The sequence below is a fragment of the Niveispirillum sp. BGYR6 genome, from assembly GCF_027568365.1.
Classification (GTDB): domain Bacteria; phylum Pseudomonadota; class Alphaproteobacteria; order Azospirillales; family Azospirillaceae; genus Niveispirillum.
Genome location: NZ_JANLNL010000007.1, coordinates 140,706 through 155,999, shown reverse-complemented (window position 1 = coordinate 155,999; position 15,294 = coordinate 140,706). Strand labels below are relative to the sequence as shown.

Below are 15,294 nucleotides of genomic sequence, written 5' to 3'. Positions count from 1 at the left end.
CTGCCCGGGTTTCAGCGTGGATGGTGGACATGGACAGGCTTCAGGCGATGCAGGTTTTCGTGCGCGTGGTGGATGCCAATGGCTTTGCCCGTGCCGCCGATACGCTGGGCCTGCCCCGCGCCTCCGTCACCACCATCATCCAGAACCTGGAAGCCTATCTGGGGGTTCGGCTGTTGCAGCGCACGACGCGGCGGCTGAACCTGACACTGGATGGCGCCGCCTATTACGAGCGCGCCCAGCGCATCCTGGCCGACATCGAAGAGGTGGAGGGCTCCTTCTTCGATGAGAAGCGCAAGCCGCGCGGACGGCTGCATGTGGATATGCCGACCTCCATCGGGCGGCTGATCGTGGTGCCCTCCCTCTGCGGCTTCAATACGCTCTATCCCGATATCGAATTGAAGCTGGGGATGAGCGACCGGCCCATCGACCTGATCCAGGAAGGGGTGGATTGCGTGCTGCGGGTGGGCGATCTGCCCGTCTCCTCTTCCCTGGTGGCGCGGCGGATCGGCTTGCTGTCGCGGCTGACCTGTGCCAGCCCGGCCTATCTGGACCGCTATGGCGTGCCGGCCTCACCGGACGATCTGGCCCTGCATAAGGGCGTGCGAAAATTCACCACCCAGTCCAGCCGGCTCAGCGAGTTTCATTTCACCATCGACGGGGAAAGTGTGGAACGGCCGATCCGCAGCGCCATCGCCGTCAATGACAGCGAAGCCTATGTGGCCTGCGGGCTGGAAGGGTATGGGCTGTTGCAGCCCGGCCGCTTCATGGTGCTGCCCCACCTGCAAAGCGGTGCGCTGGTGGAGGTGCTGGCCCCCTGGCGCCCCGCCCCGGTGCCGGTGCATGTGGCCTATCCGCAGAGCCGGCAATTATCCCCGCGCGTGCGCGTCTTCATCGACTGGATCATCGGCATTTTCCAGGGCTGCCCCCTGTTGCAGGGGGAAGATGGCCTGGCGGACTGTGGCAAGGAGTTGATGGCGGCAAGTGATGAAAGCTGTACGCTCGCCTGAACCCTGGTGCATCCGATGCACCATAGATGACGCATTACGCACTTTAAGCGACGGCCGATCCGGCGTGATATCGGGACATCTTCACCCATCGCCGGACCTGACCGATGCCCACGCCCACCGCCAGCAATGCCGATCTTCTCCGCCGCCGCAGCGCCGCCGTGCCGCGCGGTGTGGCCACCGCCTTCCCCATCTATGCCGACCGGGCGGAAAATGCGGAATTGTGGGATGTGGAAGGCAATCGCTTTGTCGATTTCGCCGGCGGCATTGCCGTGCTGAACACCGGTCACCGGCATCCCAAGGTGATGGCGGCCGTGGCCGCCCAGGCCGAGCGTTTCACCCATACCGCCTTCCAGGTCGCCGCCTATGACAGCTATATCGAGCTGGCGGAGGCGCTGAACGCCCGTGCCCCCTTCAAGGCCCCAGCCAAGAGCATCCTGTTCACCACCGGTGCGGAAGCGGTGGAAAATGCGGTGAAGATCGCCCGCTGCGCCACCGGCCGCAACGGCGTCATCACCTTCAGCGGCGCCTTCCATGGCCGCACGCTGATGACCATGGCGATGACGGGCAAGGTGCTGCCCTATAAGCGTGGCTTTGGTTCCATGCCGGCGGAGGTCTATCACCTGCCCTTCCCCGTGCCGCAGAATGGCGTGACGGTGGCCGACAGCCTGAAGGCGCTGGATTTCCTGTTCGCCGCCGATATCGGCCCCGACCGGGTGGCCGCCATCGTCATTGAGCCGGTGCAGGGCGAAGGCGGGTTCCACCCCGCCCCGGTGGAACTGCTGAAGGCCCTGCGGGAGATTTGCGACCGTCACGGCATCCTGCTGATCGCTGACGAGGTGCAGTCCGGCTTTGCCCGCACCGGCCGGCTGTTCGCCATTGAACATAGCGGCGTGGAGCCCGACCTGATCACCATGGCCAAGTCGCTGGCCGGTGGCTTCCCGCTGTCCGGCGTGCTGGGCAAGGCGGAGATCATGGACCGGGTGGAGCCGGGTGGGCTGGGCGGCACCTATGCCGGCAGCCCGCTGGCCTGCGCCGCCGCCCTGGCCGTGCTGTCGGTGATCGAGGAAGAGGGGCTGTGCGCCCGCGCCGATGCCATCGGCGAGACCATCAAGGCCCGGCTGGAAACGTTCGCCACCCGCAATGATCTGGTGCCGATCACCGCCATCCGGGGCCTGGGCGCGATGATCGGCTTTGACATCGTCACCGACCGCACCGGTGGCGCGCCGGACAAGGAAACGACGGCGCGGGTGACCGCCAAGGCGCTGGCCGAAGGGTTGATCCTGCTGTCCTGCGGCACGCATGGCAATGTCATCCGCATCCTGGTGCCGCTGACGGTGGGCGATGCCGTGCTGGCGGAAGGGCTGGCCAAGCTGGAACGCGCGCTCACCCTGTGACCCGCAGCGCCTACCGGAGACGATTGACATGAGTAGTTTTCTGAATGATTCGGCGCTGCTGCGCGGGCAGGCCTTCATCAATGGCGTCTGGTGTGATGCCGATAATGGCGGACGCTTCGATGTGGCCAACCCGGCCAACGGTGCCGTGCTGGGCCAGGTACCGGCCATGGGCGGGGCGGAAACCGCCCGCGCCATCGCAGCGGCCAACGCTGCCCTGCCGGCCTGGAAGGCGCGCACCGCCAAGGATCGCGCCAGCCTGATGATGCGCTGGCATGATCTGATCCTGGCCGCCAAGGAGGATCTGGCCCGGCTGCTGACCCTGGAGCAGGGCAAGCCGCTGGACGAGGCGCGGGGCGAAATCGGCTATGGCTTGAGCTTTATCGAGTGGTTCGCGCAGGAGGCCCGGCGCGTCTATGGCGATATCGTGCCGACGCACAAGCCGGGGGCGCGCCTGCTGGTGCTGAAGGAGGCTGTGGGCGTGGTGGGGGCCATCACGCCCTGGAACTTCCCCAACGCCATGATCACCCGCAAGATCGCCCCCGCCCTGGCGGCCGGCTGCACCGTGGTGCTGAAACCGGCCGAATCCACCCCGCTGTCGGCCCTGGCCCTGGCGGTGCTGGCGGAACGGGCAGGCTTCCCGGCCGGCACCATCAATATCGTCACCGGCGATCCGGTGGGCATCGGCCGGGAACTGACGGCCTCGCCCATCGTGCGCAAGCTCTCCTTCACCGGGTCCACCCGGGTGGGCAAGCTGCTGATGGGGCAGAGCGCCGACACGGTGAAGAAATTGTCGCTGGAGCTGGGCGGCAATTCACCCTTCATCGTTTTCGATGATGCCAATCTCGATACCGCCATTGCCGGGGCCATGGCCTCCAAATACCGCAATGCCGGGCAGACCTGTGTCTGCACCAACCGTTTCTATGTGCAGGATGGCATCTATGATGCCTTCGTGGACCGGCTGGTGGCGGCGACGGAGGCATTGACGGTGGGGGATGGCTGTCAGCCCGGCATCCAGCAGGGGCCGATGATCAATGCGGCCGCCATCGCCAAGGTGCAGGAACTGATCGCCGATGCGGTGGCCAAGGGTGCCCGCGTGCTGACCGGCGGCAGCCCCCATGCGCTGGGCGGCTGCTTCTTCCAGCCCACCGTCATTGTCGATGTGACGCCGGAAATGCGGCTGGCGCGGGAAGAGATTTTCGGCCCCGTCGCCGCCATCCAGCGCTTCCAGGACGAGGCCGATGTGGTGGCCCGCGCCAATGACACGGAGTATGGTCTGGCCGCTTATTTCTATAGCCGCAAGCTGGCCCGCATCTGGCGGGTGGCGGAAGCCCTGGAATATGGCATGGTCGGTGTCAATGAAGGGCTGATCTCCACCGAATCCGCACCGTTCGGCGGGGTGAAGCAGAGCGGGCTGGGCCGTGAAGGCAGCAAATATGGCATCGATGAGTATCTGGAGACCAAATATCTCTGTCTGGGTCTGGATGAGTGAACCGGCCGGCGGGCAGGGGGGGAGATGAAAATTCCCCCCCTGCCCGCCCTGCGTGCCTTTGAAGCCGTGGCCCGGCATGGCAATGTCCGCCGTGCCGCCGAAGAGCTGGGCCTGGACCATACGGTCGTCAGCCGCCATCTGCGCAGCCTGCAGGAACTGGTGGATGCCCAGCTGGTCCGCACCTCCCGCCAGGGGGTGGTGCTGACCCAGGCGGGCAGCGACTATGCCGCCCGTATCCGTTCAGCACTGGCTGACATTGCCGATGCCACCCGCGATGTGTCACAGGAAAAGCGGTCGGCCAGCCTGACAATCGGCTGCCTGCCCGGCTTCGCCCTGCGCTGGATGACGCCGCGCCTGCCGGATTTTCAGCGCCTGCATCCGGAAATCGATATTTCGTTGCGGCCGGGCGATATCAAGCCCGATCTGGCCGATGATACGCTGGATGCCCAGATCGGCTATGGGGCGCCGGCCGCCGGTGACATGCGGGTCGCCGTGCTGGCGCGGCCCCGCGTCTTCCCCGTGGCCAGCCCCTTCTGGCTGGAAAAGCACCCGACCCTTGCCGATGATCTGGGCGGGCTTGCCACTGCCCCGCTGATCCATGAGGAAAGCCATGAGCAATGGCGGGTCTGGTTCGCCGCCGCCGGCCTGACGGCACCCAAGGAACTGCGCGGCCCGAAATTATGGCACGCGCATCTGGCGGTGGAGGCGGCCCGGCTGGGCCAGGGCGTGGCCCTGGCCAATGAGCTGATCTGCGGGGCCGATCTGGCCAGCGGCGGTCTGGTGGAACTGGGCACATCCGCCGTGGTGATGCAGCCCTATGTGCTGTTCGCCCGCCCCCGCCGCTGGAACGAGCCGGCGCTGGCCCGATTCCGCCGCTGGCTGGTGGCCCAGGTGCGCCAGGATATGACCAGTGCGCGGCGTGCGTGAGGGGTCCGACGATTTTTCATCACATTATAGCGGAAAATCGGATTTGGCGTCATTCCCCCGCCGCCTTCTCATCCAGACGCAGCGGTCCCTGCGGGATGCTGGCCGCAGCGTGCTGCAGCGTCATGGTGTAAAGCCGGGCCACCAGCTGGCCTTTTTCTTGCGCTGTCAATGGTTTACCAGCACCTTGCTCCCGCCGCTCCACCGTATGGATCATGGCCGCCAGCAGGATATCGTCGATCACCACGGGAGCTGTAGCGTTGGGCGCATGACCATGCATCATCTCCCCTCGCCCCAGCAGCAACCAGTTGATATCCACCCCCATGGCCGCCAGTTCGGTCAGCCATTCCAGCTTGGGTGGACCTTGGTCGGTTTCGTAGCCATTATAGGTGGAGGCTGGCAAATTCAGCCTCTCCGCCATCTGCGCACGGGTGGAAAAGCCAAAATGACGCCGAATGGCCCGCAGCCGGGCAGCGACGCTGTTCATCGCACGCCCCCCGACGGGTGCTGGCCGAATATCTGCCTGCCAATGTTTCCTCCCGTCAGGCGGGAGTGGAAATTTAGTTTAAAATCGAAAAATGACTCCCATTTTCCGTTGCGATTCGATTTTTTGGTTTGTAAGCTGCTCGCCATGGCATGGATCTTCAACACAGGGGATGTGATGGCATCTGCCAGGTGGCAGGACCGAAACAGGGAGCAATCATCAGTATCGCGCTTCATTAGGCAGCCACTCACCCTGGCGGCAGCTTGTTGCATTGCCTGCCCTGGCGGTTAGCACGCCCTGGTTTTTCCAACTGCGGTAGAGGCTTGCCGTTGCCAATTTGATGCGTCTATCCCGGTCGCGTGTAAATTGGTCCTGATGCCTATTTCGTATAGCAGCAGGCCGTCTCCTGAATTTAGACCGGTTTTCCGCCCGTTCAAATGGTTAAGCGGTAGCGGACCTCCGTGTCTTGTCAACAAACAAAAATCCAGCCAGTGGGAACCAAGGAAACTTGGAAAGGGCGATGGGGTGCGACCGCATCGACGCCGCAGGCTCCTCCCGTGTCTGCCGTCGCTGCACGAGGAAGGGCTGGAGAATGTTGGACAATATTCGAATCAGGTCGAAAATTCTGCTGGTTCTGGTGTTCATGGCCGCCGTTGCGGGCGTCATCACCGTGACCGGAACGCTGGGGCTGCGCAATGTCGCCGCCGCGACAGAGGGAATCAGCACCACATCGGACGAGATTCTTTATGGTGCCCGGTTCCGCCGTATCGCGGTGGAAATGCAGCAGCAGGAATACCGGCTGGCACTGAAACCGGACGGGTTGTCGGAAATCCGGCAGAATCTGGCGAAAATCCGCCAGGATTTCATGGAACAGCATCAGGCCGCCAAGGCCACCGGCGATGCTGAACAGCAGAAGAAGCTGGCCGAAATCCTGCGCACCTTTGGCGACTATGAAAAGATCCAACGCAAGACGCTGGAACTGGCGGCAACGCCGGGAACCCGCCAGGACGCATTGCTGGCCGCCATTGATGCCGAGGCCGCTGCCCAGGCGGAATGGACCAGCGATGTCATGGATTATGTCAATTATACCAATGCCAAGGGCAAGAAGCTGGCTGCCTATGCCGATGATACGGCCGATACAGCCCTGCTGGTGATGATCCTGGTGGCTGTGGGCGGCATCGTGCTGGGCATTGCCGGCGGCATCTGGGTGGCGCAGACCGGCATCATCAAGCCGATGGCCGCCATTGTCGGCTGTCTGCGCCGGCTGGCCGATGGTGACAGCAAGGTGGAGCTGTTCGGCACCGACCGCAAGGATGAGATCGGTGCCATCGCCGGCACGGCCATTGTCTTCAAGCAGAATGCCCAGGCGCGCGAGAAGCTGGAAGCCCAACAGCGCCAGGAGCAGGCTGCAAAAGAGGAACGGGCACGCGCCATTGATGCGATGATTTCCCGCTTCGACAACGAAATTTCGCAAGCCCTCGGCGTGCTCAGCGGGTCCGCCACGGAGTTGGAGGCGACGGCGCAGTCGCTGTCTTCCGCCTCTGAACAGGTTTCCCAGCAATCCGGCATCGTTGCCTCCGCCACCGGGCAGGCGGCGGCCAATGTGCAGACGGTGGCCGCCGCCACGGAGGAGATGACCGGATCGATTCAGGAAGTGGCCCGCCAGATGACGGGGGCCCGTGACATCGCCCGCGCCGCCTCCCAGGAAGCAGAGCAGGCGCAGGAGAGAATCCAGGGGCTGAACGAGGCGGGGCAGCGCATCAACGATGTGATTGCCCTGATCGAAAGCATCGCCGGGCAGACCAACCTGCTGGCGCTGAACGCCACCATCGAGGCCGCCCGCGCCGGGGAGGCCGGCAAGGGCTTTGCCGTGGTGGCCAGCGAGGTGAAGACCCTGGCCAACCAGACCGCCCGTGCCACCGACGATATCCGCACCCAGATCACCTTGATGCGTGACAGCATTGACGGGTCGGTGGAGGCGATCAGCCGCATCGCCGAGGTGATTTTCCGGCTGAACGAGGTCTCGGCCACCGTCGCCGGTACGGTGGAGGAACAGACCGCCGCCACCGGGGAGATCAGCCGCAATGCCACAGAGGCCGCCACCGGCACGCAGGAGGTTTCCCGCACCATCAGCGGGGTGCGGGAGGCGGCGGAAAGCTCGGCCGCAGGCTCGGTACAAGTGCTGGGCGCATCGCGTGAACTGGCCAGGCAGACGGCCAGCCTGCGTCAGGCGGTGGAAACCTTCATTCAAGGCGTGAAGGCGGCATGAGATCGGCATGAAGAACCTGCCGATACCCAAAAAGCCGGCGGGGGCAGACAACACCCCCGCCGGTCCGCAGCGGCGCCAGCGCACGGTCAGTCTGGCTGAACGGGTGGCCCGGCTGGCCTGGATGGAATGCGCCGACGGCGCCACCCGCCGCGACCTTGCCGCCCGTGCCGCCGCCGCTGCCAAGGCGGAAACGGCGGATGCAGGGGAAACGGAATAGGCGCCAAAGCCGCCACCCCCACCCGTGGCACCTTGTCACCGCCGGCATGGGCTTGCGATCCGGCATGGGGCGGCCTATCTTGCCCATTGATGAAACGGTGTGATCGGATATGGCGGCGCCATGGCGCCCTGCGCCTGCTGGTGGCGCTGCTGGGGCTGGTTGCCCTGGCGGCCATGCCCGTGCGTGCCCTGTCCATCAGCGCTGTTCATCACCCGGCCCCCGTCATGGCAAGTGCCATGCCGGACATGGCCGATGGGGAATGCCCGCTGCATCAGGCAAGCCAGCCAACCCCACCGCCAGACCATGGCAAGACCATGCATGAAAGCGCGGGCAAAGGGGCCGGCCCCTGTTGTGTGGCCTGGTGTGTGGCGGCCGCCCTGCCGGGTTCGCCGCTGCCGGTGCTGTTTCCACCGCCGGCCCGGCTGACGCCGCCGGTGAATATCGCCGACCATGATGGCCGGCACCCTGCCCCGCCTTTGCGGCCGCCGCGCGGGTGATGTGCGGGGGTGGCTTGCCGCCGCCCTGCCCTTCACCCACCGCCGAACCCTGCACAAGACGGAGCCTTTGCCATGAAGGCCATTCTCCCCGGCGCCCTGCTGGCGCTGAACCTGTTCGTCATTCCCGCTGCCTTTGCCCAGCATCAGCAGCATCAACAGGCGGCCCCCGCCGCCAATACCGACACCGCCATCGGCCAGCCGGGCAAGGCAGAGGCCGCCAGCCGCACCATCGCCATCACCCTGTCCGACATGGCCATCGATCCGGCCCGGATCGCCGTGCAGCCGGGGGAAACGGTGCGCTTCCAGATCACCAACAAGGGCCAGTTGCTGCACAGTTTCGTCATCGCCAGCCCGGACGGCCATGGCGAGCGACAAGCCATGATGGGCATGATGCTGGACCATGGCATGGTCACCGATACCGCCATCGTGCCGGCCATGATGAATATGAAACATGACGGCCACGCGATGGCGCATGACCATACCGGGCTGGTGCTGGTGGAACCGGGCAAGAGCGCTGAACTGGTCTGGCGCTTTCCGCAGGGCGGGGTGATCGAGGCCGCCTGCGACATGCCCGGCCATTATGAGGCGGGCATGGTCTCCCGCCTGACCATCGGTCATGACGGTCATTGAACGGGGGCCGACATGTCGATCAAGCAAGCGGGCCTGTCTCGGCGCGACGCCCTGAAACTGGCCAGCGCCGCCGGTCTGGCGGGGGTGGCCATGGTCTATCCCGGCCGCCGCGCCTTTGCCGGGCTGAAAGAGACCACGCTGCTGGTGACGGAAAACCGCATCACCATTGATGGTGACAGCTTCCCCGCCATCACCATGGGGGGCGGCGTGCCCGGCCCGACGCTGTATTGGCGGGAGGGGGAGGAGGTGCTGGTGCATGTGGAAAACCGGCTTTCCGAGCCCACCTCCATCCACTGGCACGGGCTGCTGCTGGAAGGGGTGATGGATGGGGCGCCCGGTTTCAACGCCTATAGCGCCATCGGGCCGGGGGAGAGCTTCACCTATCGCATCAAGCTGCGCCAGTCCGGCACCTATTGGTATCACAGCCATTCCGGCGGGCAGGAACAGCGCGGCATGTATGGCGCCATCGTCATCGCCCCCGCCACGCCGGACCCGGTCAAGGCCGACCGGGACCATGTGCTGCTGCTGTCCGACCATACGGCGGACCACCCGGACCATATCCTGCGCAAGCTGAAGGTCAGCGAAGGCTATTACAACCGGGGCAAACGCACCCTGTCCGACCTGTCGGCGGATATCGACCGCGACGGGTTGGCCGCCGCCTGGAAAGACCGGCGCGACTGGGGCGACATGCGGATGGACCCGACCGATCTGGCCGATGTCACCGGTTATCGCTTCCTGGTCAATGGCAAGGGCATCGCCGACAATTGGACAACCCTGTTCAAGCCGGGGGAGCGGCTGCGGCTGCGCATCATCAACGGATCGGCGATGAGCATTTTTGACGTCGCCATCCCCGGTCTGGCCATGATCGTGGTGGCCGCCGACGGGCAGAATGTGCTGCCGGTGAAGGTGGATGAATTCCGCATCGGCGTCGGTGAGACCTATGATGTGATCGTGCTGCCGACGGAGGATCGCGCCTATACGCTGATGGCGGAGCCGATCGACCGCAGCGGCTATGCCCGCGCCACCCTGGCCCCACGGGAGGGGATGCAAGGGGAGATTCCCCCCCTGCGGCCCCGCACCCTGTTGACCATGGCCGATATGGGGATGCATGGGGACCATGGCGGCATGGATCATGGCAGCATGGACCACAGCACCATGGATCATGGGGCGATGGACCATTCATCAATGGATCACGCGGCCATGGGGCACGCCATGCCGATGACACCAGCAGCCCAGGAAGGGCCGCCCAGAGGCTGGGAGCAGGCCGGCACCCCGCCGGGCAAGCGCGCCCTGCGCTATGCCGACCTGAAAGCCTTCAGCCGCAATCCGGAGGCGACAGTGCCGACGACGGAAATCATCCTGCGGCTGACCGGCATCATGGAGCGCTATATCTGGACCCTGAATGGCCACAAGTTCGACCATGGCGACCCGATCCGGGTCCGCTATGGGGAGCGGGTGCGGCTGCGCTTCATCAACACCACCATGATGGCCCATCCCATGCACCTGCATGGCATGTTTTTCGAGCTGGAGAATGGCCAGACCGACCGGATGCCCCGCAAGCATGTGGTGATCGTGCCACCGGGCAAGGAAGCATCGGTGGTGCTGACCGCGAACGAGCCGGGGGACTGGCCGCTGCATTGCCACCTGCTGTTCCATATGAATGCCGGCATGATGACGCGCTTCATCGTCGATCCCCCCGCCACACCGGCGCGGTCGTAACGGGAGGGATGAGAATGATGAAAAGGATGATCAAGGCCGCCCTTGCCATGGCGGCACTGGCCCTGCCCCTGCCCGCCACGGCGATGGAAGGGCATGGCGACATGCTGATCTGGCAATTCACCATGGATCAGTTGGAACAACGCTGGCATCAGGGCCAGGACAGCACCGCCTGGAAAAGCGACGGCTTTATCGGCGGCGATGTCAGCAAGCTGCGGCTGAAAAGCGAGGGCGACGTCAGCGACGGCCGCCTGGACCATCTGGAGGTCCAGGCGCTGTACAGCGTGATGGTGCATGATTTCTGGGATTTCCAGGCGGGTATCCGCCAGGATTTCCGACCCCGGCCACAGACAACTCATCTGGCCATCGGCTTCCAGGGGCTGGCCCCGCAATTTCTGGAGGTGGATGCCCAGGCCTTCCTGTCCGAGCGTGGCGACGTGACGGCACGGCTGGATGTGGAAACCGACCTGCTGCTGACCCAAAAACTGATCCTGCAACCCCATGCAGAGGTGGAACTGGCAGCACAGAAGGTGCTGGAGACCGCAACCGGTGCCGGGGTTTCAGAGATGAAACTGGGCCTGCGGCTGCGTTATGAGCTGGTGAAGGAATTCGCCCCCTATATCGGCGTGGCCTGGGAACGCAAGCTGGGGGAGACGGCGCGGCTGGCAAAGGCCGACGGGCATGACGCGGCCGATCTGCGCCTTGTCACGGGCCTGCGTTTCTGGTTCTGAATTTCCAACCTGCGGATACCAGCGGTCATCAGCGATGATCGCTGGTATAGTCCCCCCGATAAACCCGAAAACGGGTAGGGCGACCAGGGGATGGAACGCGATGCGGGCTCTCGGGCTTGGCGGCAAGATCGGCTATGGGATCGGGGATTTCGGGCTGAACCTTTATTGGCAGTCCATCCTGGTCTTTATCGTCTTTTTCCATGTGGATGTGCTGGGGCTTTCCGCCTGGACGGCGGGGGTCTGTTTCTTCATCGCCGGTCTGTGGGATGCCGCCATGGACCCGCTGATGGGGGCCTTGTCGGACAAGACGCGCAGCCGATGGGGGCAATATCGGCCCTTCATCCTGCTGGGGGCGGTGCCACTGGCCGGGGCCTTCACCTTGTGTTTCAGCCCGCCTTCCTGGCTGGTGCCGGGCAGTGCGGCCATGGTGGCTTTCGCGCTTGCCAGCCATATGCTGCTGCGAACCACCTATAGTGTGGTGGGCATTCCCTATTCCTCCCTGACAGCGGCGATGACCAGCGATACGGAGGCACGCGCCAGCCTGACCGGCTGGCGGATGCTATTCGCCTTCATGGGCTGTACGGCGGTGACGGCGCTGCTGCCCTTGCTGGCGGCATGGTTTGGCCAGGATGGCGGCAATGGCTATGGGCCGGCGGCGGCCATCATCGGCACCATGTCGGTGGTGGCCCTGCTGATCTGCGGGCTGTCGGTACGCGAACAGGCGCGGCCGGCTGTGGTGTTGCCGGCGGCAGCTGAAAGGGGCGGCAACGGTTTCTGGGCTGCCATCGGGCGCAACGGCCCCTTGCTGCGGTTGATGGCGGCCACGCTGGTGATGCAATTGGGGCTGGGGGTGCTGCTGCGCAACCTGCCCTATCTGATGAAATATGATCTGGGCGATGCCGCGCTTTCCGGCACGGCCCTGCCCTGGCTAACGCTGCTGGGGGTGGCCAGCGTGCCCGTCTGGGTGACGGTGGCCAAGCGCTGGAACAAGCGCATCCTGTGGCAATGGGGCAGTGCGGTGGCAGCGCTGGGGGCGCTGGGGCTGATGCTGGAACGCGGGCTGTGGCCGACGCTGATCTGCATCGGGCTGGTCTTTATCGGCCATACCGCGCATGGGGTGGCCACCTGGTCCATGCTGCCGGACACGGTGGATTATGGCCAATGGCGCAGCGGGCGGCGGGACGAGGCGAAGATTTACGGCATCGCGTCCTGCGTGCTGAAATTATCGCTGGGGGCATCGGGCATTGTCGCCGGCTGGGCGCTGGACTTGGTGGGGTTCGTGCCCAATGCGGAGCAGGCGCCGCAGACGCTGGAACAGTTCCGCCTGCTGGCGGGGCTGCTGCCGGCGGCGGGGCTGGCGGCATCGGCGGCGCTGATCTGGCGCTATCCGCTGGATGCCCAATCCCACCGGCAGATTCTGGGACGGCTGGCAGCCGGGGCGTGAGGGGAAGCCCCCACGCCCCAGCCGTTCCGTGCACCCTTACCGGCTGTGGATTTCCACGGCCAGCAGCTTGGGCGCCGGGAAATTCGGCTGAATGGTCGGCGGGGCCAGACGGACATCCAGCTTGGCCCCCGGTGAGCGGGCAAAGCGGGAGGCTGCCAGCCCATCCGGCAACGGCACCACAAAGGTGACGCGGTTGCCACCATTATGCGCGGCGTGGGCGGCATGGGCCGGACCATGGGCCGCCAGACCACCGAAGAAGGAGATGGTGCCGGCATAATAGGGGCTGTCCGCCGCCACCGTTTTCACATCCGCCGGGGCATTGACCAGCACATCGAACTGACGCGGCGCATCCATGGCCGTGGGCCGTTCAAAGGTGATGGTGGCGATCATCCGGCCCGCCGGCGCGGAAAGGCTGACCGTGCCGCCATCCTGTGAAGCGCCCAGCAGCAACGGGGCCGCACCTTCCGCCACCTTGGTGGCGGTGGGCACATAGGGCACCAGCTTGTCATACCGATAGCCGAAGCGGGCAGCGTGGATGTAATCCCCCGCCTTGCCATTCAGCACATATTTGCCATCGGCATCGACAAAGAACAGGAACGGGTCTTTATCAAAATCGACACGATCCGCCCCCGTCGGCAAATCGGGCAGGCCATATTTCTGCTGCTTGGCCGACCAGCTTTCCCACAGACGATCCATATTGGCATGGTGCAGGAAGAAGATGGGATCAACCGGCGACAGGTTGTTGGTCATGTTTCCATAGGGGCCGGGATTCCAGTTACCTGGAGCATCGAAGTAACCACCAATGAAATTATGCACATGATTGTGCGGCTTCCCCTCCAGGATAGAAAAAAATCCTGTCTTCGATGGAGCATCATTGTGTGAAGCGGTACGGATACTGGTAAAGCTGGTTTCTGGAGATGAGGCGTTGAATTGAGCTGGCGCCAGCCCGCCATTCACATCATTAAAGCTACACTCACCAGCCAATTTAGGCGGCAGGGCGCGGTTATCAATGGGAACGTAACGGGCCTTTTCCGTAATCGCGAAAGCTTGATCGCCGATACTGAACTTCTGGTTGACGGGATCCCAGCCCATCACCGCCTTCCACAGATCATCGAAACTTTCATAGCCACGCAGTTTCTGCTGCGCCAACTGATCGGCGTTGAGCGTGTTCCAGTAAGCCTGAATGGCGGGCTTCACCTCCCGCTCAAAGGTCGGCAAGTCCTTGGTGTATTTGGCATAAACCTCATTCGTCGGTGTCAGCACACCGGCGAACATGGACAAGGGCACTTCCTGCAATTCCGACCAATCCCAATAGGGGAAGGCGAATTCCGGGTTGCCGGAAAGCTTGCGCACCGTCTGTTCGAAATAACCGACATAGCCCCGGTGCCAGACATAGAACCACCAGTTGCCATGCGGGCAATCCATCATATGCACGAAGGCATTGCGGAACCAGTTGTGCGGGTGCGAGAGCGGCAGGTCCAGCATCTTGCGCACGGCCACGGCATAGCTTTTCAGCATGTCCTGGCCCTTCTTGCTGGTGACGTTGTAACGCACCCAGCGAAACGGGTTTGGCAAGGCCTGGGCCGGCACGCTCAGCGCCCCCAGACCGGCAATGGCAGCCGTACCAGCCAAAAGGCCACGACGTGAAACGCGCATCTGCGACTCCTCTCTTATCATTGTAGGGGTGCAGAGGGTATTACCCACGAACCAATAAGTCACATACTATTACACCCTGAGGTGGATTTAGGCATTTTCCTATTGCGACTGGAGGAAGTTTTTTTCAGCAGACATTGCGTTTTACGGCCAAATTGACAGGGGCATACCCGCCGCAATCCCGCGCGCGATGGAGGGTATGCCCCCCTTGAGGGAGAGAACCCTTTGCCTTACCCTTCCAACAGGCACTTCCGTTGCGAGAGACCATGCCCTTCTATCGGGATGAACAGGACCAACTGTTCTGGCACAGCGCTTTCCAACCCGTGCTTATGCCGGGTGTCGCGGATGAGGAACGGCGGATTTGGCCTGTGATCCGGCAAATCCGCCCCGGGCGTCAGGGGGCGCTCCTGCGTCTTTGTCAGGCCAATGCCGCTTTGTGTGCGGCGCTATCCCTGGCAGGACTATGGCTGCTGCTGAAGGGTCAGGAATTCTGGGGATTCGAGATCGCCATTGGTGCCTTTATCCTCGCCACGGCAGGTCCAAGCACATTGACCCTCTGGGCAGGCGATGATGTCCGTTTTTCCCAACCCGTACGGCTGGTCAAAAACAACGTAAACCCCTTGATACCGGCAATGCTGGCGCTGACCTCCGCCCCGGTGATGTTCGCCTGTGCACAACACTTTATCGGGAACGCATTCTGGTCAGCGCTGGCCGCCCTGGGCCTGATGCTGGTGCATGGTCTGCGCTTCGCCCGGATTTGGCGACAGGCACGGGAACAGTGAGCGATATCATCCCCCCTTTGATCGTGACCGATCAAAGAGGATTTCGCGTTCCCTTAT

The 15,294-nt window shown here is 63.9% G+C and carries 14 protein-coding genes; 12 read left to right on the top strand and 2 right to left on the bottom strand.

The features are described 5' to 3' along the window. The first annotated feature begins 29 nt into the window (after positions 1 to 29). The 4 genes from PCJ49_RS15810 (at position 30) to PCJ49_RS15795 (ending at position 4,817) form a co-directional block, all read left to right on the top strand. On the top strand, positions 30 to 1,007 hold the full coding sequence (locus tag PCJ49_RS15810; RefSeq protein WP_269911769.1) for a LysR family transcriptional regulator: 978 nt from the start codon (positions 30 to 32) through the stop codon (positions 1,005 to 1,007). Positions 1,008 to 1,111: 104 nt separating this feature from the next. Further along, the gene (gene gabT / locus PCJ49_RS15805; RefSeq protein ID WP_269911768.1) at positions 1,112 to 2,401 is read left to right on the top strand and encodes a 4-aminobutyrate--2-oxoglutarate transaminase; all 1,290 of its coding nucleotides are present in this window, start codon (positions 1,112 to 1,114) and stop codon (positions 2,399 to 2,401) included. A 28-nt stretch (positions 2,402 to 2,429) separates the two neighbouring features. Continuing rightward, complete coding sequence (locus PCJ49_RS15800) at positions 2,430 to 3,890, top strand: NAD-dependent succinate-semialdehyde dehydrogenase (protein ID WP_269911767.1); 1,461 nt, start codon at positions 2,430 to 2,432, stop codon at positions 3,888 to 3,890. Between the two features lie 24 nt (positions 3,891 to 3,914). Continuing rightward, positions 3,915 to 4,817 (top strand): LysR substrate-binding domain-containing protein, encoded by a 903-nt coding sequence (locus PCJ49_RS15795; RefSeq protein ID WP_269911766.1) that lies wholly within the window; start codon positions 3,915 to 3,917, stop codon positions 4,815 to 4,817. 49 nt (positions 4,818 to 4,866) lie between these two features. Here PCJ49_RS15795 and PCJ49_RS15790 read toward each other — a convergent pair whose 3' ends face one another. Next, complete coding sequence (locus PCJ49_RS15790; RefSeq protein WP_269911765.1) at positions 4,867 to 5,301, bottom strand: helix-turn-helix transcriptional regulator; 435 nt, start codon at positions 5,299 to 5,301, stop codon at positions 4,867 to 4,869. A 589-nt stretch (positions 5,302 to 5,890) separates the two neighbouring features. Between PCJ49_RS15790 and PCJ49_RS15785 the strand changes: the two genes are divergently transcribed. The 7 genes from PCJ49_RS15785 to PCJ49_RS15755 all read left to right on the top strand — a co-directional run bounded on the left by PCJ49_RS15785 (position 5,891) and on the right by PCJ49_RS15755 (position 12,802). Beyond that, positions 5,891 to 7,567, top strand: a complete 1,677-nt coding sequence (locus PCJ49_RS15785; RefSeq protein WP_269911764.1) for a methyl-accepting chemotaxis protein — start codon at positions 5,891 to 5,893, stop codon at positions 7,565 to 7,567. Between the two features lie 7 nt (positions 7,568 to 7,574). Further along, a complete protein-coding gene (locus PCJ49_RS15780) occupies positions 7,575 to 7,784 on the top strand; it encodes a hypothetical protein (protein WP_269911763.1) in 210 nt (69 codons plus the stop codon). An 89-nt stretch (positions 7,785 to 7,873) separates the two neighbouring features. Beyond that, the gene (locus PCJ49_RS15775) at positions 7,874 to 8,281 is read left to right on the top strand and encodes a hypothetical protein (protein ID WP_269911762.1); all 408 of its coding nucleotides are present in this window, start codon (positions 7,874 to 7,876) and stop codon (positions 8,279 to 8,281) included. A gap of 72 nt (positions 8,282 to 8,353) precedes the next feature. After that, positions 8,354 to 8,911 carry a cupredoxin domain-containing protein gene (locus PCJ49_RS15770; RefSeq protein ID WP_269911761.1) on the top strand — a complete coding sequence of 186 codons (558 nt, stop codon included), beginning with the start codon at positions 8,354 to 8,356 and terminating at the stop codon, positions 8,909 to 8,911. Positions 8,912 to 8,923: 12 nt separating this feature from the next. After that, on the top strand, positions 8,924 to 10,630 hold the full coding sequence (locus PCJ49_RS15765) for a copper resistance system multicopper oxidase (RefSeq protein ID WP_269911760.1): 1,707 nt from the start codon (positions 8,924 to 8,926) through the stop codon (positions 10,628 to 10,630). 14 nt (positions 10,631 to 10,644) lie between these two features. Beyond that, positions 10,645 to 11,358, top strand: coding sequence for a copper resistance protein B (locus PCJ49_RS15760; RefSeq protein ID WP_269911759.1), 714 nt, complete (start codon positions 10,645 to 10,647; stop codon positions 11,356 to 11,358). Positions 11,359 to 11,458: 100 nt separating this feature from the next. Continuing rightward, entirely contained in the window at positions 11,459 to 12,802 is a 1,344-nt protein-coding gene (locus PCJ49_RS15755; RefSeq protein WP_269911758.1) for a glycoside-pentoside-hexuronide (GPH):cation symporter, read from the top strand. Between the two features lie 36 nt (positions 12,803 to 12,838). On the opposite strand, the gene PCJ49_RS15750 is transcribed toward PCJ49_RS15755, so the two are convergent. Further along, positions 12,839 to 14,458, bottom strand: coding sequence for a tyrosinase family protein (locus PCJ49_RS15750; protein ID WP_269911757.1), 1,620 nt, complete (start codon positions 14,456 to 14,458; stop codon positions 12,839 to 12,841). A 263-nt stretch (positions 14,459 to 14,721) separates the two neighbouring features. On the opposite strand from PCJ49_RS15750, the gene PCJ49_RS15745 reads away from it, so the two are divergent. Then, complete coding sequence (locus tag PCJ49_RS15745) at positions 14,722 to 15,237, top strand: hypothetical protein (protein ID WP_269911756.1); 516 nt, start codon at positions 14,722 to 14,724, stop codon at positions 15,235 to 15,237. The last annotated feature ends 57 nt before the right edge of the window (positions 15,238 to 15,294 follow it).

Excerpts from the sequence above, each read along its gene's own strand:
- PCJ49_RS15795 (WP_269911766.1), top strand. The coding sequence starts at position 3,915 with ATGAAAATTCCCCCCCTGCCCGCCCTGCGTGCCTTTGAAGCCGTGGCC.
- PCJ49_RS15810 (WP_269911769.1), top strand. The coding sequence starts at position 30 with ATGGACAGGCTTCAGGCGATGCAGGTTTTCGTGCGCGTGGTGGATGCC.
- PCJ49_RS15755 (WP_269911758.1), top strand. The coding sequence starts at position 11,459 with ATGCGGGCTCTCGGGCTTGGCGGCAAGATCGGCTATGGGATCGGGGAT.
- PCJ49_RS15745 (WP_269911756.1), top strand. The coding sequence starts at position 14,722 with ATGCCCTTCTATCGGGATGAACAGGACCAACTGTTCTGGCACAGCGCT.
- PCJ49_RS15780 (WP_269911763.1), top strand. The coding sequence starts at position 7,575 with ATGAAGAACCTGCCGATACCCAAAAAGCCGGCGGGGGCAGACAACACC.
- PCJ49_RS15790 (WP_269911765.1), bottom strand. The coding sequence starts at position 5,301 with ATGAACAGCGTCGCTGCCCGGCTGCGGGCCATTCGGCGTCATTTTGGC.
- PCJ49_RS15775 (WP_269911762.1), top strand. The coding sequence starts at position 7,874 with ATGAAACGGTGTGATCGGATATGGCGGCGCCATGGCGCCCTGCGCCTG.
- PCJ49_RS15785 (WP_269911764.1), top strand. The coding sequence starts at position 5,891 with ATGTTGGACAATATTCGAATCAGGTCGAAAATTCTGCTGGTTCTGGTG.
- PCJ49_RS15760 (WP_269911759.1), top strand. The coding sequence starts at position 10,645 with ATGATGAAAAGGATGATCAAGGCCGCCCTTGCCATGGCGGCACTGGCC.
- PCJ49_RS15750 (WP_269911757.1), bottom strand. The coding sequence starts at position 14,458 with ATGCGCGTTTCACGTCGTGGCCTTTTGGCTGGTACGGCTGCCATTGCC.
- PCJ49_RS15800 (WP_269911767.1), top strand. The coding sequence starts at position 2,430 with ATGAGTAGTTTTCTGAATGATTCGGCGCTGCTGCGCGGGCAGGCCTTC.
- PCJ49_RS15765 (WP_269911760.1), top strand. The coding sequence starts at position 8,924 with ATGTCGATCAAGCAAGCGGGCCTGTCTCGGCGCGACGCCCTGAAACTG.
- PCJ49_RS15770 (WP_269911761.1), top strand. The coding sequence starts at position 8,354 with ATGAAGGCCATTCTCCCCGGCGCCCTGCTGGCGCTGAACCTGTTCGTC.
- gabT (WP_269911768.1), top strand. The coding sequence starts at position 1,112 with ATGCCCACGCCCACCGCCAGCAATGCCGATCTTCTCCGCCGCCGCAGC.